17 protein-coding genes are annotated in these 19925 nt (G+C 58.5%); 5 read left to right on the plus strand and 12 right to left on the minus strand.

The genetic code is table 11. The features are described 5' to 3' along the window. Nucleotides 1–46: 46 nt before the first annotated feature. The 4 genes from Q0955_RS03555 to Q0955_RS03570 form a co-directional block, all read right to left on the minus strand. The gene (locus Q0955_RS03555; protein WP_299419950.1) at nucleotides 47–1228 is read right to left on the minus strand and encodes an HlyD family type I secretion periplasmic adaptor subunit; all 1182 of its coding nucleotides are present in this window, start codon (nucleotides 1226–1228) and stop codon (nucleotides 47–49) included. Further along, nucleotides 1225–3378, minus strand: a complete 2154-nt coding sequence (locus Q0955_RS03560; RefSeq protein ID WP_299421035.1) for a type I secretion system permease/ATPase — start codon at nucleotides 3376–3378, stop codon at nucleotides 1225–1227. Before Q0955_RS03560 ends, Q0955_RS03555 begins: the two co-directional genes overlap by 4 nt. Nucleotides 3379–3548: 170 nt before the next feature. Further along, nucleotides 3549–4928, minus strand: a complete 1380-nt coding sequence (locus Q0955_RS03565) for a TolC family protein (RefSeq protein ID WP_299419953.1) — start codon at nucleotides 4926–4928, stop codon at nucleotides 3549–3551. Nucleotides 4929–4969: 41 nt separating this feature from the next. After that, nucleotides 4970–8179, minus strand: coding sequence for an Ig-like domain-containing protein (locus Q0955_RS03570; RefSeq protein WP_299419956.1), 3210 nt, complete (start codon nucleotides 8177–8179; stop codon nucleotides 4970–4972). 872 nt (nucleotides 8180–9051) lie between these two features. Here Q0955_RS03570 and Q0955_RS03575 point away from each other — a divergent pair. From Q0955_RS03575 to Q0955_RS03585, 3 genes are all read left to right on the plus strand, one after another. Continuing rightward, complete coding sequence (locus Q0955_RS03575; protein ID WP_299419959.1) at nucleotides 9052–10167, plus strand: porin; 1116 nt, start codon at nucleotides 9052–9054, stop codon at nucleotides 10165–10167. A 282-nt stretch (nucleotides 10168–10449) separates the two neighbouring features. Further along, the gene (gene tig, locus Q0955_RS03580) at nucleotides 10450–11784 is read left to right on the plus strand and encodes a trigger factor (RefSeq protein WP_299419962.1); all 1335 of its coding nucleotides are present in this window, start codon (nucleotides 10450–10452) and stop codon (nucleotides 11782–11784) included. A 219-nt stretch (nucleotides 11785–12003) separates the two neighbouring features. After that, nucleotides 12004–12417, plus strand: a complete 414-nt coding sequence (locus tag Q0955_RS03585; protein ID WP_299419964.1) for a DUF1330 domain-containing protein — start codon at nucleotides 12004–12006, stop codon at nucleotides 12415–12417. A gap of 44 nt (nucleotides 12418–12461) precedes the next feature. Here the strand turns inward: Q0955_RS03585 and Q0955_RS03590 are convergent, their stop codons facing one another. From Q0955_RS03590 to rpsF, 6 genes are all read right to left on the minus strand, one after another. Next, entirely contained in the window at nucleotides 12462–13697 is a 1236-nt protein-coding gene (locus Q0955_RS03590) for a biotin/lipoyl-binding protein (protein WP_299419967.1), read from the minus strand. Between the two features lie 3 nt (nucleotides 13698–13700). Beyond that, nucleotides 13701–14159 carry a hypothetical protein gene (locus Q0955_RS03595; RefSeq protein WP_299419970.1) on the minus strand — a complete coding sequence of 153 codons (459 nt, stop codon included), beginning with the start codon at nucleotides 14157–14159 and terminating at the stop codon, nucleotides 13701–13703. A 70-nt stretch (nucleotides 14160–14229) separates the two neighbouring features. After that, a complete protein-coding gene (locus tag Q0955_RS03600) occupies nucleotides 14230–14703 on the minus strand; it encodes a lytic transglycosylase domain-containing protein (protein WP_299419972.1) in 474 nt (157 codons plus the stop codon). 156 nt (nucleotides 14704–14859) lie between these two features. Beyond that, nucleotides 14860–15486 (minus strand): 50S ribosomal protein L9, encoded by a 627-nt coding sequence (rplI, locus tag Q0955_RS03605; RefSeq protein ID WP_299419975.1) that lies wholly within the window; start codon nucleotides 15484–15486, stop codon nucleotides 14860–14862. Between the two features lie 12 nt (nucleotides 15487–15498). Further along, a complete protein-coding gene (gene rpsR / locus Q0955_RS03610) occupies nucleotides 15499–15726 on the minus strand; it encodes a 30S ribosomal protein S18 (protein WP_081531369.1) in 228 nt (75 codons plus the stop codon). 25 nt (nucleotides 15727–15751) lie between these two features. After that, nucleotides 15752–16108 carry a 30S ribosomal protein S6 gene (rpsF, locus tag Q0955_RS03615; RefSeq protein ID WP_299419979.1) on the minus strand — a complete coding sequence of 119 codons (357 nt, stop codon included), beginning with the start codon at nucleotides 16106–16108 and terminating at the stop codon, nucleotides 15752–15754. Nucleotides 16109–16441: 333 nt separating this feature from the next. Between rpsF and Q0955_RS03620 the strand changes: the two genes are divergently transcribed. Together Q0955_RS03620 and Q0955_RS03625 are read left to right on the plus strand one after the other, a co-directional pair. Next, nucleotides 16442–16936 (plus strand): hypothetical protein, encoded by a 495-nt coding sequence (locus tag Q0955_RS03620; protein WP_299419982.1) that lies wholly within the window; start codon nucleotides 16442–16444, stop codon nucleotides 16934–16936. 174 nt (nucleotides 16937–17110) lie between these two features. Further along, a complete protein-coding gene (locus tag Q0955_RS03625; RefSeq protein ID WP_299419985.1) occupies nucleotides 17111–17692 on the plus strand; it encodes a YceI family protein in 582 nt (193 codons plus the stop codon). A 63-nt stretch (nucleotides 17693–17755) separates the two neighbouring features. Here Q0955_RS03625 and Q0955_RS03630 read toward each other — a convergent pair whose 3' ends face one another. Together Q0955_RS03630 and Q0955_RS03635 are read right to left on the minus strand one after the other, a co-directional pair. Beyond that, entirely contained in the window at nucleotides 17756–18481 is a 726-nt protein-coding gene (locus Q0955_RS03630) for an SDR family oxidoreductase (RefSeq protein WP_299419987.1), read from the minus strand. A gap of 152 nt (nucleotides 18482–18633) precedes the next feature. Next, nucleotides 18634–19833 (minus strand): cytochrome b/b6 domain-containing protein, encoded by a 1200-nt coding sequence (locus Q0955_RS03635; RefSeq protein ID WP_299419989.1) that lies wholly within the window; start codon nucleotides 19831–19833, stop codon nucleotides 18634–18636. Nucleotides 19834–19925 lie beyond the last annotated feature (92 nt).

The raw sequence follows: 19925 nt of genomic DNA on the forward strand, positions 1-19925 counted from the left end.
CGGTGCCAACACTCGGCGCAACAGTTTGATCGCGCGGAGGTTGCGCCTAAGGCTCTCGGAAGGCCTCTTTGCTTTTGTAGAGCGGCTTCATCAGGTAGCGCAGGACGGTTTTGGAGCCGGTGTGCAACTCGACGGTTGCGCGCATGCCGGGGCGGATTTCGATGGCTTTTTGCCGTTCAGTGAGCGCGTCGGCGTTCACGTTCACGGTGACCTTGTAGTACGGCGGCGCAGAGGGATCGCGTTCGTCTTCAAAGGTGTCAGCAGAGATGAAATCCACCTTGCCTTTAAGGGAACCGTAGATGGTGTAGTCATAAGCGGAGAGCTTGATGGAGGCGTCTTGACCCGGCTCGACATTGGCGATGTTTTCAGGGCGGACTTGGGCCTCGACAAACAGTTCTTCGCCTAACGGTATGATTTCAAAGATTTCTTCTCCGGGACGTACAACACCGCCGATGGTGGTTACCGCGAGGTTGTTGACGATGCCGCGCATAGGCGCAGTGATCACGGTGCGGGAGAGTTGGTCTTGGGCGAGGCGCATTTCTTGGCGCAGCGAAGTGATCTCTTTCAACGTTTCGGAGTACTCTTCCGCCAGCGCCAGCTCGGCCTGGGTGAGGATGTCCATGTAGCGGATTTCGGCCTCAGAGGCTTTTTCGCGGGCTTTGTTGACTTCCAAGAGGGCGACAAATTCTTTCTTGTAGAGGCGCTCCATGTTGGAGAGCTCTTCTTGGGCTTGTTCGAGCTGGGTAAAGGCGCCTTCTCGGCGGCTGTCGATGTCGGTCTGGCGGGCTTCGATCAGGGCTTTTTCGGAGGCCAAAATGCGGGGCGCGCGTTTGGCCAAGTCATCGGGCACGTCGAAGGTGAACTTGCCGTCGATTTCTGCCTCAAGGCGCAGGCGGCGCAGTTCCAGCGCGTCGATCTGGTCTTGTAGATCGTCAAAGGCTGAGCGGAAGCGGGTGTCGCTGAGGGTGGCGAGGATTTGGCCGGATTCAACAAGGTCGCCTTGTTTGACGGCGAGGTCGGCGAGGATGCCGCCTTCGAGGTTCTGCACCGATTGGGAGCGCGAGGAGGAGACCACTTGGCCGTCGGCGCGCACAATTTCGTCGACCCACGCAAAGGCGGACCAGATGACAAAAAGCCCAACCGCGGCGGCAATCAGGCGGATCGTGAGGCGGGAGGCTTTGAGTTGCTCGTCGAGACCGGTTTCGTTCTCAAATTCGGATGTGGTCATCCGTTGGCCCCTCCGGCGAGGTGGGCGAGGACTTGTTCACGCGGGCCATCGACCACAAGGCGGCCGTTTTGCAGGATCAACGTGCGGGTGGAAAGCGCCAAGATCGGCGTGCGGTGGGTGGCGATGAGGGCGGTGCGGCCTTCGAGCCAGTTCGAGAGGCGGCTGACCAGTGTGCGTTCCAGGGTTTGATCGAGCGCGGCGGTGGGCTCATCCAGCAGCACGATGCTGGGGTTTTGCAGCCAGAGGCGGGCCCAGCCGATGGATTGACGCTGACCGATTGACAGGCCTTCGCCGCCGTCACGGATTTGCAGATCCAGCCCCTGCGGGTGGTTGCGCAGGAAGGGGCCGAGGCCCGCAAAATCGAGCGCGGCCATCAGGCGGTCATCGTCGCGTTCCAGCTGAGTCAAGTTGAGGTTGTCACGCAGAGAGCCCGCAAAAAGGCGCACGTCCTGGCTGAGGTAGCCGATGTTGCGGCGCAGGTCGCGTTGGTCGATCTGACCCATGTCCGTGCCGTCCAGCAGTACGCGGCCTTTGGTGGGGCCGTAGAGACCGGCCATGAGTTTCAGCAGAGTGGATTTGCCGGAACCATTGGCGCCAAGAATCGTAACGCGCTGGCCCGGTTTGATGACCACGCCGGGCACATCAAGGGAGGCGCCGCTGTCTTCGTCATAGGCAAAGGAGAGCTCGCGCAGTTCGAACTGGCCTTCGAGTTTCTCGCGGCGCAGGTATTTGCGCTCGCCGTCTTTCTCTTGCTCAGAAAGGGCAATAGCATCAAGGCTTTCCAGGGCGCCTTTGACGTTGGACCAGCGCGCCAAAGTGCCTGCAAATTGGGTCAGTGGGGCCAGCGTGCGCGAGGTCAAGATACCGCAGGCAATAATAGTTCCGACGGTGAATTCCCCCGCAAACACCAGATAGGTGCCGATCACCACAGTGGCGATGTAGGTCATTTGCTGCACGCCCTGGGACCAATAGGTCAAGGCAGAGCTGAGGCGGCGCTGTTCGGCGGAAGAGTGGCTGGAAACGGCGTTGAGCTCGTCCCAGAGACGCAGCACGCGGTCTTCGCCGCGTTGGGTCTTCACGGTGTCGAGCTCGGTGATGACTTCTTGTAAAAGGCGACCCACTTTGGCTGACGCGCCTTGGGTTTCGCGCGACAAAGAGATCATGCGTTTTTGCAGCACGTAGGCGGGCAGGACCATGAGCACGCCGCCAAGCATCAGCACCCAGACGAGGTTGCCTGCGATCGAGGCCACCAGCGCGAGGAAGATGAAGATAAACGGCATATCCGCCAGCACCGAGATGGTGGTGGAGGTGAAGAAGTCACGCACGGCGCCGAAATCGCGCATCGCGGCAAACAGGCCGGATGGGGGCAGGGGGCGGCGGTCTGAGCGCATGCCCAGCAGGCGTTTCATCAGACGGTGCTGGATGGAGAGTTCCATGCGGCGGCCTGCGGCGTCGCTCATCTTGGCGCGGGCGAGCTTTAGTAGGCCTTCGAGACCAATGGCGAAAATCGCACCAATAGCCAGCACCCAGAGCGTGGCCTGTGATTGGTGTGGGATCACGCGGTCGTAGACTTGCAGTGAGAACAAAGCGACGGCGACGGCCAGAAGGTTGGCGACCAGCGAGCCCAACATGATCTCGCCCATGTGGCGGCGGTATTTTGTAAATTCGCCCCAGAACCAGTGGCCGGACATGCCGTCTGCGATCTGCGGCACGTGACGTTCAGCCAATTGGCGCAGAGAGACTTTGGCGCGCAGGGCGGTGCCGGAGAAGAAGGGCTCAAATTCGGTGACAGGCACTTCGGCGCGGTTGTCGGCGCAGCTGTCGTCGTAGACGTAGAGGGTGTCTTCGTCCTGAGACAGGACCAGAATGGCCTGTCCGTTGTTCATCATCGCCACGGCGGGCCAAGCGGCGGGGGCAACCTTCATCTTCTGATGAATTTTTGGCTCCACACCGGCGTGGGCCAGTGCGCCAGACAGGGCTTTGATCGAGACGTCGCCCGGGGCGTTGGTCCACATGTGTTCGGCCACATCGGTGACCGGCACGTCGACGCCGTTGAGCGAAGCGAGCGTGGAGATCAACGTGGCGCGGTGTTGGATTCGGGTGGCAGTTGCCTCAACCAGATCGTGGATGGCATCTGAAGGAGCCGACACGGCTGCGGGTTTGGCTTGCGTCGGTGCCGCGACGGTTTTGGGAGTGATTTGAGCGACTTGCGTGGGGGCAGGCGGTTGGACGGGCGCGGGGGCTTTGTTGGCGGCCTTGGTGGACTTCACAGCCGCAATCGAGAGCACCACCGGTGCTTTGCCTTTGGGTGTCCCGTCGCTCAAATTGCGTCTCCGTCTGCCAGCAGGCCCAGATCGCGGGCGAGCTCTAGTTGCGCCAGCAGCTTGTCGTATTTGGCGTCGACGCCGTCAAGGGAACGCAGCACGGATTGTTCGTAAACATCGACCACTTCCAGTACGGAGCGTTGACCGGCACGGAATTGCGCTTCAAACAGCTTATAGGTCTCGCGGCCTTCGCGGGCGAGTTGATTGGCCTCGCGCTCTTGGCGTTCCAGGCTTTTGATGTTGCTTTCCAGGCGTTTGCGGTCACGTGCGCCGTCTTCGCGGGCCTCATCGACTTGACGGGCTGCGATGTCCTTGGAGGCCTCAATGGCTTTCAGGCGGTCGCCAGTGCCAAGGCCGAGACCAACGTCATTGGAAAGGTTCAGACCCGCGCTGTTGCCTTTGTTGGTGGTGCGCGCAGAGGCCTTGAGGCCCGGCAATTGTGCGGCGCGTTCCACGGTGGCTTGGGCGACGGAGCGTTCGGCTTCGGCGCGGGCGCGCAGCACTTCAAGCGGTTCCACCGCCGGATAAGATTGTGCAGAGAGGGCAGAGGCCGGTTTCAGCGTAAAGGCGGTGCCGGTCATGGCCTTGAGTTCGGCCAGAGCGGTACCCGCGCTTTCAGAGGCGGTTTCGCTTTTGGTTTCCAAGGTCTGGATTTTGGTGCGCACCATGCGCAGGTCGCCCTTGTTGGAGACACCGCCGTCCACACGACCCTGCACGATGCGTTCAAAGTGGTGCAGTTGGGCGAGGCCCTTGTTACCAACCTGGGCTTTCTCCTGTCCGCGCAGGCCTTTGATATAGAGCGCCAAAGCGGTGTAGGTGCGTTCGTTCAGATCCTCGGAGAGGGTGACGGCGGCAACTTCGACATCGGCAGCGGCATATTCACGCTCGGCCTTTTTGCGGCCGTGGTCAAACAGCACCTGTTCAAACACCAGACCGGCGATCACGTCGCTGAGGGTGTTGAGCGAGATTTCGGGGCTTAGGGTCGGGAGCCAGTTCTTGTTTTCGGCCTGTGCCCGAAGTTTTGCGGTTTGCAGCTGGGCTTCGGCGGAGCGGCGCGAGGATGTCAGCGCCACGTCGGCGACATGGCCCATAGCGCTGTCGCTTGGAATGACGGAGCGGCGGGCCAGAAGCGTGTTGAGAATTTCGCTTTGGGTTTTGGCGTCCGCGTCCTGCTCAAAGCTGGTGCGTTTGCTGACCTCAGCTGCGGCCTCGGCACCCTCCGGTTTGGCTTTGAGCAGGCCCATGGGCTTGCTCATGTCCGGCAGGTGCTCGCTCATATTGGCCATGCAGCCGCTCAGGAGCGTGGCTCCCAGAAGCAGGGGCAGACTGGTGGTGAGATGGCGGCGGGACATAGTGGCAGCGATATTCCGGAGCATTGGATTTGAATGGGGCGGCCTGTGGCCGCCCCAAAGCATCATCAGATGATGACGTTGATATCTTGGTCGACGATCAGGGTCACGCCGTCATTGCCCACCGTGTAGACATCATAGGCTTCGCCTTCGATATCCACGGTCTGGTTGGTTTTGGTCGCGTCGGTGACGGTGATCTGGTCATCTGCGCCGCCGTGGATCGTAAGCGTGTCAGAGGTGTCTGACAGATCTTTGATCTGGGCTTCGGTCAGGGTCAGGTTTGCATCAGACGCGTAGTCCAACTCAATGCCTTCGATGTTGAAGTTGCCTGCGGCGGCGTGATCCAGTGTGCTTGCATTGGTGACGTTGTCATCCAGCACCAGCAGCGTGTCGGACTGGTTGCCTGCATCATCCGTGGAGGCAATTACCAGGTGGGTGCCGTCGGAGGCTTTTGGGTTCAACACATACAGAGACTCATCGCCACCCAGCGCCACTTCTGTTGTAGCCAGTTCGGCAGTGGAGCCGTCCTGGTTCAGGGCATGAATTTCGTAGTCCTGATTTTCGGTGCTGAGCGATAGCGAGGTCACATCGTCATCTGCGAAGGTCACGGATTGCACAACCGGGTTGGTGATTTCCGTGTCGACCGCAAAGGTGGCGTTGGCGGTGGCGGTGTTGCCAGCGGCGTCGGTCACGGCCAGTGTGGCGTTTGCGGTGTATGTGCCTTCGGCCAAGGAGCCGTTCTCATAAGTCACAAACCAGTTGCCGGAGGCATCAGACGTTGTGCTGCGCACCACGCCATCCACGGTCACAACCACGGAGGAGTTTGGCTCAGTTGTGCCTTCCAGCACCACACCGCCCTGCATTTGCGCGGCATTTACCGGTGCAGCAAAGACGCCTGCAGAGAGGTCCACGTCAATGGACGTGGAGGTATCAACATGCACGGTTGAAGTCGCGGTTGCTGTGTTGCCGGCCGCATCGGTTGCGGTCACGGTCACTGGCGCGTCGTATTCGCCTTGTGGGATGTCCGCGGCGGTGAAGTTCGCAACCCAGGTGCCGTTTGCAGCGGCGGTCACTGTGCGGGATGCGCCTGCGATTTGCACAACCACATTGCTACCGGCATCTGCGGTGCCGGTGAGGCTCAGGCCGCCTGCCACTTCCGCGGCGTTGGCGATGTCGTCGCCGCCCGCCTGGCCGGTGTTGATGCCTGCGGACAGTTCGGTGTCCACAGCCACAGTGCCGGTGGTGGTGGCGCTGTTGCCTGCCGCATCGGTTGCGGTGATGGACACGGTGCTGTTGTAGGTGCCTTGCGGGATTTCACCGCCTGCGAAGGTCGCCGCCCAAGTGCCGTTGGCCGCAGTGGTCACGGTGTGGGTCACGCCTTCCATGGTCACGGCCACGGAAGATCCAGGCTCTGCAGTGCCGGTCAGGGTGAAGCCACCGGCCACTTCGGTTGCATTGGCGGTGTTGTCGCCGCCTAGCTGGCTTGCGTCCATGGCTGCCGAGATTTCGGTGTCCACGCGGAAGCTGTCTGAGGTCGTGGTCACGTTGCCCGCGAGATCGGTCGCGGTCACAGACACAGTGGTGTCGTAGGTGCCTTGTGGGATTTCACCGGCAGCAAAAGTAGCCGACCAGCTGCCGTCACCTGCGGCGGTCACAGTGTGGGTCACGCCTTCGACAGTCACGGCTACAGAAGAGCCCGCCTCTGCGGTCCCGGTGAGGGTGACGCCTGCTGCAGCTTCAGCCGCGTTCACGATATCATCGCCCGCAATTGGGGAGGTGATGGTCGCCAGGCCGTCAGTGTCGATGTGAACCGTAAAGTTCTCAGTGTGGCTGTTGCCTGCCAGATCGGTGGCGGTGATTGAGACGGTGCTGTCGTAGGTGCCGGTGCCAATCGCGGAGGCATCAAAGGCCGAAGACCAGCTTCCATCGTCGCCGACTGTGACGGTCTGGGTTACGCCTTCGAACAGGATCGAGAGCGAAGAGCCTGGCTCACCTGTGCCGGAAAGCACAACGCCATCAGAGGCTTCTGAGGCGTTGATGATGTTGTCGCCCTCGACTGTGTTCATCGCTACGCCTGGCGCAATGGTGTCCACTTGCAGGGTGTCGGTCACGGTGGTGACGTTACCGCGATCATCTGTTGAGGTGATGGTGATGCCAGTGGTGTATTCGCCGGTGGAAAGCTCTGTCGAGTCAAAGGTCACAGACCAAGTGCCGTCGTCCAGCACGGTTGTGGTTTGGGTTGAACCGTCGATTTCCACGGTCAGGGTTGCGCCAGCTTCGCCGGTTCCGCTGATCATGTGGCCAGTGGTGTGCTCATCTTCATTCACGATGTCGCCAGTAGAAACCGTGCCGTCATTCACAGACACGTCCGGTGGGGTGGTGTCGATATCAACAGACGGGCCGTCCAAGGTTGTGACAGAGCCGTCTGGGTCTTCGACAGACACACTAACGTCATAGTCGCCGTCGTCAGGCAAATCGCCAGGGGCAAAAACAACTTCGTAAGTGCCGTCCTCGCCCACGGTGCCAGTGCCGGCTTCGCCGCCGATGGTCACGGTCACTGTGGAGCCGGGTTCGCCGGTGCCGGTGATGGTCACGCTGTCGTCGCCTGTACCGCCCACAAGGCGCGGCACATCGGCGTCGTCTACGGTTGGCGTGATGGTGTCATCATCGCCGTCGTCATCTCCGTTATCGTCGTCGCCGCCGGTGGTGTCGCCGTCGTTTGGCTCTTCGTCGCCGCCGTTACCATCGTCGCCGGAGCCGTCGTCGCCTTCGCCGCCATCTACCGTGTCTTCACCGTCACCGCCGCCCAGGGTCGAGGCTACAGCAGCGGCCCCGCCAACACCAAGCAGGCCGGGAACCAAGCCGGCGATGGGCGCCGCGAGAGGGGCCACAACCGGCTCTACACGCTCCAGATCGAGGAAGGCCAGCTGGTCGTACTCGCTCCACTTGTCGGTCATGGACACCGCATCATATTGCGCGAAATACTGATCGTTGATCGGATCTCCAAGTTCGACCAACTGAACTTGACCGTCTTTGGACAGCAACAGCTCACGCTCGTCGCCGGAGAAGTAGTTCTCTAGGGTGATGGTTTCGCCGCTCACCAGGTGGATTACCAGATCGCCACCGTTATTCACGTAACCGGCGACTTCTGATGGGGCGAGATTTACGGAAACTTGCGAGGCTTGCTGGGTGGCAATAACGCTGTTGGCCGCTTCGGCTGTTTGGCCACGTACCACAACTCCGTCCGTACCGCGGACGGCATAACTAAAACTACTCATGTATTCTACCGCTCTAGGTTGATCGGGCTTATGCCCTTGTTTGATTTGGGATGACTATAAATGTGACGGTTACGTAAGCCAATCACTTTTTTGCCACATTTGTATAAAACTAAGGGATTTCGTAGTTTTTTGGGCCTGTATCTGGTGGTTTTGCATAACCAACGGCTTTGTCTCGACAATTTCGCGCCGGAGTTGGGGTAGGCTCTAGCAATTGTGGTTTGGGGGCGGTGAGGTCGCAGACGTAGGGGATTGAGGGTTGGTATGGGAGGTTGTGAACCAGTAGTTTCGGAGTTTGCTGAGGTGTGCAACTATTGGTTGAACTGTCGCTGGGGACAACTTGTTTTGAGCGCCATGTTGCATTGGTTGGGTTGTGCACGTGCATTCGATAGCGCCATTCTGGACTGAATGCAGGGTTTCAAGGGGAGGGCTCTCATACTTCATTACCTTTGTTGTCCGATGGGCAGGAAATGGCCGAACCTTAGCGGGCAACTATTTCGCTGTGACCCCTTGAAAATTAGCGTGTTGAAATTCCACATGAAACGGGAAGGTGGAGGATGTTTTCCCCCCTTCTGGTAACGCTGGTGGTCTGAGGAAAGCGGTCAGATTGATGGGTAAATGTGCCAACACGCAAAAAGGCGCTTATTCTCGGCCAATAACAGCCGGTTGACGGGTTTGTCATTTGGGTTTGAGCGGCCTAGACGCCAAGTGGTCTTTTGTCGGTCACTGCCGCGAATGCCAAGTGCAGGAGTGGTCGAAGGATAAACGTCGGCAAAAGGCAAATGAGTGGATACCTGATGGGGGCTGGTCGTGCGGCTGTTGTCAGGTGAATTGCAAGCCCCTGAACGAGCAAGCGGGGCACATGGAGACAGATGATGGTTGGAAAAAAACACTCTGTATGGGTCGCCCCAGCGGCCTTGGTTGTGGGAAGTGTTGCGATGACGTCTGCGGCGTCGGCGCAAGAGGGCTTTCGGTTTTATGGGTTTCTGAACGGCGCCGTTACGAGCGTGGACGATGGTGTGCAAACGCGCAATGAGTTCAGTGACAACAGCAACGCGCCAAGCCGGATTGGGGCCTGGTATGAGATGGGCACCGGCGCAGGTACTCTGAAGTTCAACTTTGAGACCGCTTTGGGTCTGCGGGGCACGTCTAGCCTGAGTGCGACTTCCAACGATGATTTCTTTGATTGGGACAAGACCGATCTGCGTAAGTTTGAGGCGATCTATGAGACCGATCGCTTTGGCACGTTTTATGTTGGTCAGGGGTCTATGGCGGCAGATGGCATCGCTGGTGGTACCGACCTGTCGGGAACCGATTTGTCCGGCACGGTCGCCGTGGCTGATACCGCGGGTGGGTTTGCCTTCCAGCCAGTTGGCGGTGGTACAGCCGGTCCAACAATCGGTGACGTGTTCAAGGATTTTGATGGCAGCCGCAAGGGCCGCGTGCGCTATGACACGCCAAGTTTCGGCGGATTTGTGGTGTCTGCTTCGGCGGGTACAGAGATCCTGAAGGACAATGATGACACCAATTTCTACGACGTGGCGCTGCGCTACGGTGCGGATCTGGGGGATACAACTTTCCGGGCGACATTGTCTTATGCGCAGACCGAAGGTGCAGCGGACGACGCGAAATCCATCTTGGGTTCGGTGGGTGCGTTGCACAATCCAACCGGCATCAGCGGAACGGTCACTCTTGGTCAAAACGATCGTGATAGCGGGCTGAAGAGTGATTATGTCTACGCCAAGCTTGGCTATCAGCGAGATTGGTTCAGTTTTGGTCGCACGCATTTGTCGGTCGACGCTTATCGTGGCAACGACATGGCGTCCGTTGGTGACAAATCGGTCAGCTATGGTTTTGAGGCGGTGCAGAAGATCGACAACGCCAATGTGGACCTGTTCTTCAGCTACCACCAACACGGTTACGACGTGACAACCGGCACCACATACAATGATGTGGATGCGTATATGCTGGGTGCGCGCTGGAGCTTCTGATCCGGCTGGTATGAGTATTGATGGGGAAAGGCGGCTTTTGAGTCGCCTTTTTTCTTGGCTTTGCGTGTGTTCTCTCTCAACCGGTCGAGGCCGGTAAGGATGTGATCTGGCGGGTAATCTTGCGGGTGGGGTCGTGGGATTGCCTGAACGAGGTTTCAGATCGTGGGTTTTGAGGGCAAATGACCCTTGCGCCGCTCCTCTGGGACCACTAGAAGAGCACAAATTTTTCTCGACTGCGCGCGGACTCATTGTGCCGTGCGCCGCTACTTATGGGGATTCCCGATGCAGGTTACTGAAACGCTGAACGAAGGTCTGAAACGCGGCTACACCATCAAGGTGGAAGCAGCTGAGCTGGCCGCAACTGTGAACGACAAGCTGAAAGAAGCGCAGCCGGAAATCGAAATGAAAGGTTTCCGCAAAGGCAAAGTGCCGATGCCGCTTCTGAAAAAGCAGTTTGGCGAGCGTCTGCTGGGCGAAGCGATGCAGGAAACCATCGACGGTGCAATGAACAAGCACTTTGAAGAGTCCGGTGACCGCCCTGCGATGCAGCCAAAAGTCGAGATGAAAGACGGCGAAAACTGGAAAGAAGGCGACGACGTAGAAGTCGAGATGTCCTATGAGGCGCTGCCAGAAATTCCAGAAGTAGACCTGAAAGGCATCAAGCTGGAAAAAATGGTTGTGAAAGCAGCCGAAGCGGATGTGGACGAAGCGCTGGACAACTTGGCCGAAACCGCGCAGGATTTCAAAGCCCGCAAAAAAGGTTCCAAAGCCAAAGACGGCGACCAGGTTGTCATGGACTTCGTAGGCCGCATCGACGGCGAAGCCTTTGACGGCGGTGCCGGTGAAGAGTTCCCATTGGTGCTGGGCTCCGGTCAGTTCATCCCTGGCTTTGAAGAGCAGCTGGTTGGCGTGAAAGCCGAGGAAGAAAAAGACGTGACCGTCTCCTTCCCAGAAGAGTACGGCGCCGAAAACCTGGCTGGCAAAGAGGCTGTGTTCTCTTGCGTCATCAAGGAAGTTAAAGAGCCGGTTGCTGCGGAAATCAACGACGAGCTGGCAACCAAATTTGGTGCGGAAGATCTCGCAGGCCTGAAAACTCAGGTGTCTGAGCGTCTGGAGGCGGAATACGCCGGTGCCGCACGTGCCGTAACCAAGCGTGGCCTGCTGGACGCGCTGGACAAGCTGGTATCCTTCGATCTGCCACCATCTCTGGTAGAAGCGGAAGCAGGCCAGATTGCACATCAGCTGTGGCACGAAGAAAACCCTGAGGTGGAAGGCCACGACCACCCAGAAATCGAACCAACCGATGAGCACAATGCATTGGCGGAGCGCCGCGTGCGTTTGGGCCTGTTGCTGGCAGAGCTGGGTCAGAAAGCCGAGGTTGAAGTGACCGACGCAGAGATGACTCAGGCGATCATGAACCAGGCACGTCAGTACCCGGGTCAAGAGCGTCAGTTCTTTGAGTTTGTTCAGCAAAACCAGCAGATGCAGCAGCAGATGCGCGCGCCAATCTTTGAAGACAAAGTTGTCGACTATGTCTTTGAACTGGCTGAGCTGACCGAAAAAGAGGTCTCCAAAGACGACCTGCAAAAAGCCGTAGAGGCACTGGACGACGAATAAGTCCAACACCCGTTAACGGGACAGTGAGAGGCCGCTCCAATTTGGGGCGGCCTTTTTTGGTTTTCTGGAGTTGGGGGGAGTGTCCTGATGCCGAGCAGAATTGGGGGCCAGCCCCCAAGCCCTCGGGATATTTCTGGTCAAATGAAGCGCGCTGTGACCCGGCGTTTTGTTTGACCGCGCTGTGGCAGGGTGATGGGGTTGTGCCAAGGAGGAGCTTCTATGAAATACACAACATTTGATAAGGCTGGTTATGAGGCGTTTAAGGCCAATGATCGCGACGGGGTGGTGCATATGCTGAACTTGGTCAAGCTGCGCGCGCAGGCGGAGTACGCGGATGGGCGCGTGGCAACCGGGGCGGAGGCTTATGCGGCCTATGGGCGTGAAAGTGCCCCGACCCTTGCCAAACTTGGCGGCAAGATCATTTGGCGCGGCGACATGGAGCAGATGCTGATTGGGCCCGAAAAACAGTGGGATCTGTGTTTTATTGCCGAGTATCCAAGCGTGGAGGCGTTTGCCTCCATGCATAAGTATCCGGAATACCGGGCGGCGGTGGAGCATCGACAGGCAGCGGTGGAGGACAGCCGGTTGATCCGGATGGCGCCTAAGGAGTTGGGTGGGAATTTTGGCGCATAAAAAAGCCCCGACCATAGGTCGGGGCTTTTACTTTGATGGTGCGTTTAATGACCGCCGGAGAACACCAGGACCCGGAACGGCATCAGAATGGCGCGGAAGCGCAGGATCAGCGCGTGGGCGTAGCCAACCGTGTCGATCACATGCAGAGCGACAAACTCTGCGGTGCCGATGTCAGGATCTTGCAGGCGTTCGTGATTGTTTGTGTAGGCGTTGACCTCACATTGACTGCCGGGTGGTAGGTGGTCGGTGCCGCCTTCATAGAGCGGTTCCAGGAACGCGATGACGGTGCCGGGGCGTTTGTTGTCCTGTGGGTCGCGCAGGCTGTCACTTGGGCGGATTTGACCGGCCGGGATCACGTCCTGCACAGAGACGATGACCATCGGGGTGACGTGCATCGGGCTGGAGAGGCAGGACATTTCCGCCAACATACCGGGGTGCAGGATTTGCGCTGTCAGCTGACCAAAACCTGCCTGAAAGCGGCCGCGGCCGCTGTGAGATGGCACCAGAATACCTGCTGGTCGTAGGATGGGGTTGATATAGTCGCCAACCTGTAGACCAAATTGCTCGATCCGGCCGTCTTCTCCGGCGTAGACAATTGTTTTGGCTTGTTCCACTTCTGCCTGATGCAAAGCAGCTTCGGCGCTGTCTCGTTGCGCAGGGATCTGGGTTTCCAGTCGGTGTTTCACGGATTCCACAGCGGAGTGGGCGGAATCTACTGCGGCCAGACGTTCTTGGATCAGATTTTCCAGGCGCTCGACTTCGCGCACGGTCACGGCAGGGGAGTTTTCCTGATACAGGGTGTTTTTGCGTTCAAACTCGTCTTTGGTTTGTTCAAAGGCTGCCTCGGCTGCGTCGAGATTGGCTTGCGCGACACGCAGGTCGTCGGTGGCCAGGAGTTCTGTGGCGTCCACTTCGTAGATCGCCGCCTGAGCGGTGGCGACTGCGGCGCGCTGGCTGCTGTCATCCAACTTGAAAATTGGATCACCAGCTTTGACGGCTTGGTTGTTTTTGACCATGACTTGAACCACGCGGCCTGGGGTTTCAGACAGCAGGGTGACAGTGCGGAAATAGGAAGACACGCTGGTGGTGGACGGGTGGAAATAGAAAATCAGTGTGATCAGGCTGACGGTGAGGATGAAACAGGCGCTGAGCCCGTAGCGCAGCTCGTACCACATGGAAAACAATGTGATGTCTTTGCCGATGCGTTTGCCCTGCCAGAAGCGGCGGAACAGGTAGTCAGGCAGGATGGTCAGCATGGAGCAGGCAATGAATTCAAGCATGGATCACGCCTCCGCTTCTTTGGTGGGGGCGGGCGCCTCTTGCTCACTTGTTTCGGTGGTCAGCAAGGCACTTTCTTTAGTTGACGTGGGGCTGGCACGGTCCGGGGACGGTTGTTTGAGCGCCTCCAGCGCGGCGGCGATGCGCCCCAAGGGGGTTTCGTAATCCGGGATTTGAATAAGCGCGATCATCAGCGCCGCCACCCAATAGAGGTTGTTGTGGGTGAAGAGGGCGATCAGGGCAAGCACACCCACGATTTGCAACTGGTTTGCGCCCACCTGATGGGCAAGCTTCTCAGGCAGAGAGTGCAGATGCAGGAAGAACGTAACTGCGAGGAACACCACCACAACGACAAAGATGCCGACGTTGGTCATCATCGGATCGGCCCCGGCGGCGTCGGAAATGAAACTGGGGAGGTGAGACGGGGCCAGAGGATGGAAGCCGGCGGCGGAATCTGTCGACACGGATGGTCCTTAAATGATGGGGTACAATTAAGGGCAGATTACCGGTGACAGCACTACATGCCAAGGTGGCTCATGGGGCGAGGCCGGTTTCTTTCAACAATCCTGCGGCCTTGGCTTCGGGGTAGTAGCCTTTGGCGTAGAGGAACACGGAGCGGTCGTAGTTGCCTTTGGCCACCATATACGCGCCGCGCAGGTATTTCACCGCGTAGGTGAGGTTGGTTTCCGCATCCAAAAGACCTTGGCGGCCTCCGGTGTAGCCCATGCCTCGCGCGGTGGGCAGCTGGATCTGCATGAGGCCGATGTTGGGGCCGTTCACAGCTAAGGGACGGTGCGTGCTTTCGCGGATAATCACGCGGTGCACCAGATCGCGCGGCACCTCGTAGTGATCCGCCCATTTGTTGATGAGCGCACGCAGTTCTGGCGTTTCATTTGGGTAAAGCGGGGGATCAAAAGGCTTGGCCTCTGGTTCAGATCGGCCGCAAGCGGCGAGTGGGAGGCTGGCGAGCATCAGACAAGCGGTGCGACGGGAAAACAGACGGGACATGCGGCCTCCTGATCAATAGTCGGCGTCAGTATGGCTTTTATTGTCCGGAAAGAAAGGGGGGGCATGGGGTTGTGCGCGGTATCTTGCGACTGCAAAGAAAAAGCCGCGCCCAGGTGCACCCGGGCGCGGCTCTGCGAATTCTTCGCGATGAAACGCTTACTGCTCTTCGGCAGGCGCTTCTTCGGCGTCGGCAGCTGCCGGAGCCAAATCGTCGTCGTCGTCAGAGGCGGCTGCACCGATATCGTCGAACAGTTCGGCGATTTCGAATTCAGCTTCAGCTTCTGCTTCCGCGGCCAGTTCCTGGATGGATTTGCCGGAGGCCTGAAGCTCAGCTTCTTCCTCGGAGCGCGCCACGTTCAGGTCGATGGTCACGTCGACTTCTGGGTGCAGCAGTACGTGTACGGCGTGCAGGCCCAGGTCTTTGATCGGCTTGGCCAGAACAACCTGTTTTTTGTCAACAGTGAAACCAGCTTCGGTGGCTGCTTCAGCGGCGTCACGCGGGGTGACGGAGCCGTACAGAGCACCAGCGTCGGACGCGGAGCGAATCACGATGAACTGCTGTCCGTCGAGTTTCTCTGCCAGCGCTTCGGCTTCTTTTTTGGTTTCCAGGTTGCGTGCTTCGAGTTGCGCTTTTTGCGCTTCGAAGGAGGCGATGTTCGCTTTGGAGGCGGTCAGCGCTTTGCCTTGGGGCAGAAGGAAGTTACGCGCGAAGCCAGGCTTCACGTCAACAACTTCACCCATTTGGCCGAGCTTGGCCACACGTTCCAGAAGGATAACTTGCATGTCAGTCTCTCCTTACTTCACGGCGTATGGAAGCAGAGCGAGGAAGCGCGCGCGTTTGATGGCACGGCTCAGCTCACGCTGTTTCTTTGCGGACACGGCTGTGATGCGCGAAGGCACAATCTTGCCACGCTCAGAGATGTAGCGTTGCAGCAGCTTGGTGTCTTTATAGTCGATCTTCGGCGCGTTCTCACCCGAGAAAGGGCAGACTTTGCGACGGCGGAAAAATGGTTTTGCAGCCATAACTTAATGTCCTCTCTTAAGGTGATTAGTTGCGGCGTTCGCGACGGTTGTCACGCTCGTCACGTTTCTGCATCTGGATCGACGGACCTTCAGCGTGATCGTCAACCTTGATGGTCAGAACGCGCATAACGTCATCATGCAAGCGCATCAGGCGTTCCATTTCCTGAACCGCGCTGGAAGGAGCATCGGTCTTCAGGAAGGCGTAGTGGCCTTTGCGGTTCTTGTTGATTTTGTAGGCCATGGTCTTCACGCCCCAGTACTCGCTCTCAACAACGGACCCGCCGTTGTCAGAAAGAACGGTGCTGAAGTGCTCAACGAGGCTTTCGGCTTGCGCGTTGGACAGGTCCTGGCGCGAGATGAAAACATGCTCATACAGTGGCATGTGCTCTCCATTCAATTATAGGCGCATTTCAAAGAGCGGGGTTTCTCAGTCCTTCTGCCCCCACCCACGAGAGACTGCGCGGTTCAAGCTTTTGCAAAAGGATGGCGCTGTATAGCCGAATTTGGGGGGAGCGCAAGCCTTGTGTGGATGGGGGCGTGGGTTTCCACCTGTCGCCCCCTGCGGCGCAAAACTTGGCACAGTCCCGGTGTAAAGGGCACGAGGTTTTCGTTAATCCGCCGCATTCCTGCCCGATTTCAAACCGATGGTCTGAGCAACCGGTGGAGAAGCCGTTGGACTTAAGGCCTTTGAAAGGCCAAATGGGAGAGTGGGATTATGGTGGCGCTGACCAATTTTGCGGGTGAAACACGGTCATGTGTGACGCGGGTGGAGGGCAAACGCCCCTCGCTGTCGGTGCGAGCGTCCTCGATGCTGTTTGGCTGTGCGTTTATCATGGCCGGCGTCGGGCTTTGGTTGATGCCGGGCATGGATCTGACACCCACAGTCCTTTTGGCCAAAATGGGCGTGTCGATCCTGTTGGTGACAGGTGGTGTGGGCATGACCCAGATTGCCACTGATAAGCCGCGTAAAGAGCTGCATTTTGACGAGCGCAATGAGCAGCTGTTGGTGTATGAAGGTCTGCCTCGCGGACGCAAGCATGTGCTGCAGGCCATCAACTATGAAGACATTGGGCGTGTGGATGTCAGTGACTCGTCTCTCATGGTGATGGACGAGGCCGGAGAGCCTATGGTGACACTGCCAATTGATGGCAATCACGCGCGGCTTGATGCCATTGCGCAACTGCGCAGCCAATCGATTTTGCCAAGCTAAGCAAAAGCTTGCCAATGCTGTACGGAAGGCCGCCGATGGGCGGCCTTTTTTGTGTGAGATCACGCAATTGTTCACCCATGCACAGAATATGTGGGTTTACTGCGAATTGCCGCACAGCGTTGAATGGCCACATTGGTTCCATCAGAAATTAATCTTGTCCTCAGGAGACACCCAATGAAACGCACCCTTCTTGCCGCTGGCTTTGCCTTTGCTGCTGCTTCCGCCACCACCGCTGTTGCCGCGCCGGAGAAATACATGCTGGACTCCAGCCACAGCCAGATCCTGTTTTCGTATAACCATCTGGGCTATTCCACGACTTGGGGTCTGTTCTCCGGTTTTGAAGGCGAGATCATGTTTGACCAGGAAGACCCGGCCAACAGCTCTGTGGCTGTGTCCATGCCTGTGAAATCCATGTGGACAGGTTGGGAAAAGCGCGATGCACACATCATGAGCCCAGATTTCTTTGATGCTACAGACGACGAGATGGTAAGCTTTACCTCCACAGGCATTGAAGTGACTGGCGACACCACCGCCAACATCACTGGCGATTTGACCATCAACGGTGTGACCAAATCAGTTGTGCTGGATGCGCAGCTGAACACATCAGGTGAGCACCCGATGGCGAAAAAGCCTTGGGCGGGTTTCAACGCAACCACCACGCTGAAGCGCACCGACTTTGATGTGGGCAATTTTGCGCCGTTTGTTGGTGACGACGTGACTGTGCAGATTTCTGTTGAGGCGATGAAGGCAGACTAAGCCTGATTGCCCATCACTCACGGAGAGGGTCGCCCGGTTGGGCGGCCCTTTTTTGTTTGGGGATCAGACGTGTTGGCCGCCGTTGATTTCGATTTCCGTGCCGGTGACGTAGGAAGATTGATCGGAACAGAGGTAGTAGATCACATCTGCCACCTCTGACGGTTGGCCAAGACGCTTCATTGGCAGCCCATCGACGATCTTGTCAGTGCCTGGTGACAGGATCGCTGTTTCCACCTCACCTGGGGCAATGGCGTTTACCCGTACGCCCAGTGGACCAAAATCATGCGCCATTTCGCGGGTGAGGGCAGCGAGGGCTGCCTTGGAAGTTGCATAGGCCGCACCGGCAAAGGGGTGCACGCGGGAGCCGGCGATGGAGGTGACGTTCACGATGGACCCTTTTGCGGCGGCCAGTTCCTCGCGCAGGCCGCGGGCCAAAACAACCGAAGCAAAGAAGTTTACGTGAAAGACTTTGCCCCAGTCCATCAGGTCGGTGGTGAAAGTGTTGAGGCGCTCGCCGTTGGGGCCTTTGGGGGAAATGCCAGCGTTGTTGGCGAGGCCGTGCAGCGGGCCATTGAGCCGCTCGCGGATTACCTCCACGGCGTTGATGGCGTCGGCGGGGTCTCCGAGGTCAAGCTGAATGTGGTTTTCTTCGCCGTCCGGCCAAGGACAGCGGGGGTCAAACGGTTGGCGGGAGCAGGTGAGCACACGCCAGCCTTCCTGAGAGAAACGCTTCACGGTGGCGTGGCCGATACCCCGGCTGGCGCCGGTGAGGAGGAGCGTTTTCTGCATTTGAAGAAACCTCAATAAATGTGAAGGGGTTAGCTGGCGGATTTGGCTTGGCTGCGGTGAAGTTTAAGTTGTTGGGGGGAATTGGCAAGAGCACAAAAGCCGCACCAAATGGTGCGGCTTTTGAGTTGGTAACTTGGTTGTTGGCGGGCGGGTTATTCCCCGCGTGTCGCCGTCAAAGTGACGTTCACGTCTACGCCAAAGCCGAGTGAGCTTTCGTCTGTCATGTCATCACCGACGTGGAAGGCGCGGCGGTCCAAGGACACAGTGCCGGTCATGTCGGCGGTGTTGGCGTCTAGTTTGAGCGCGAAGGGCAGGTCGATCGGAACGGCGTGGCCGTTGATGGTCAACTCGCCTTTGGCGATGTAGCCGGTTTCGGCTGGTAGAAGGTCTGCCACAAAAGTGGCGGTGGGGAAGGCTGTGGCGTTAAGGTAATCCGCGCCCAAGGCTTGGTCGGTCACAGACCCCAAGGTCAGAGACCCTATGGCGACAGTCACGGTGACGGTTCCGTGTTTGCCGTCGGTTGGCTCTTCGTTGAAGGCGATTTCTGCGGTCCAGTCAGCGAAGGTGCCTGTGACCTCCGCTCCAAACTGCTGCACGGCGATGTCCAGAGTGCCGGATTGGACCTGCCATTCAGAGGACACCGCTGCGAGGGCGGCGGTTTCAGAGCGCTCTTCAGTGGCAAAAAGGCCAGCGTTTGCGCCGATCACGAGGGCGACAGCCCAGACGGCCATTGCGGTGAGGGCCGGGCGCAGGTGGCCGGGTTGCTTGGCGGGCGGCTCCGGCAGATCGGTGTGGACGGGCAACATGCGTTGCAGGGTTTTGTCGCGGTCAATGACGAAGTGTTTCAGCGCGCCGCCGATGTGGGCCAGCAGAGTCAGAACCAATACGATCATAAAGAGGAAATGTGCGCCACCAAGGATCACGGCGACGGCTGGGTCTTTGGGGACAAAGAACAGGGATTGACCAAAGGGCCACCAGATGGGGGCAAAGCCGGTCGTCGCGGCGTGGTGCATCCAGCCGGTGAGAGGCACAAGCAGCATGGAGCCGTAGAGCACCCAATGGGCGGTTTCGGCGGCCCAGGCCTCCAGGCCGTGATCGCCGTTGAGCAATTTGGGACGCGGCTGGGTGAAGGCCCAGAGGATACGCAGAAGTGCGGTGAAGAAGGCGGTGAGGCCAACGGTTTTGTGCACAGAGAATAGCGTGGCTTTGAAGGCGAGCTGCGCGCTGTCTTCATAGGGAGCACGATAGGCCACGAACCCCAAGATCAATGCCGAGAGGATCAGCAGGGCGGTGAGCCAGTGGAAGGTCTTGGCGACGGAGCCGTATCGGGTGGCTGTGTTGCTGCGGGGCATGGGAAACCTCTTGAAAGTGTTGGTCAGACTTTGGGGTTTGTAACGCCCCAAGGCAACTGGCAGCGGTGCACCTGAGCTGTGCAAAGACGCGC

This window comes from uncultured Shimia sp. (assembly GCF_947493595.1).
GTDB lineage: Bacteria > Pseudomonadota > Alphaproteobacteria > Rhodobacterales > Rhodobacteraceae > Shimia.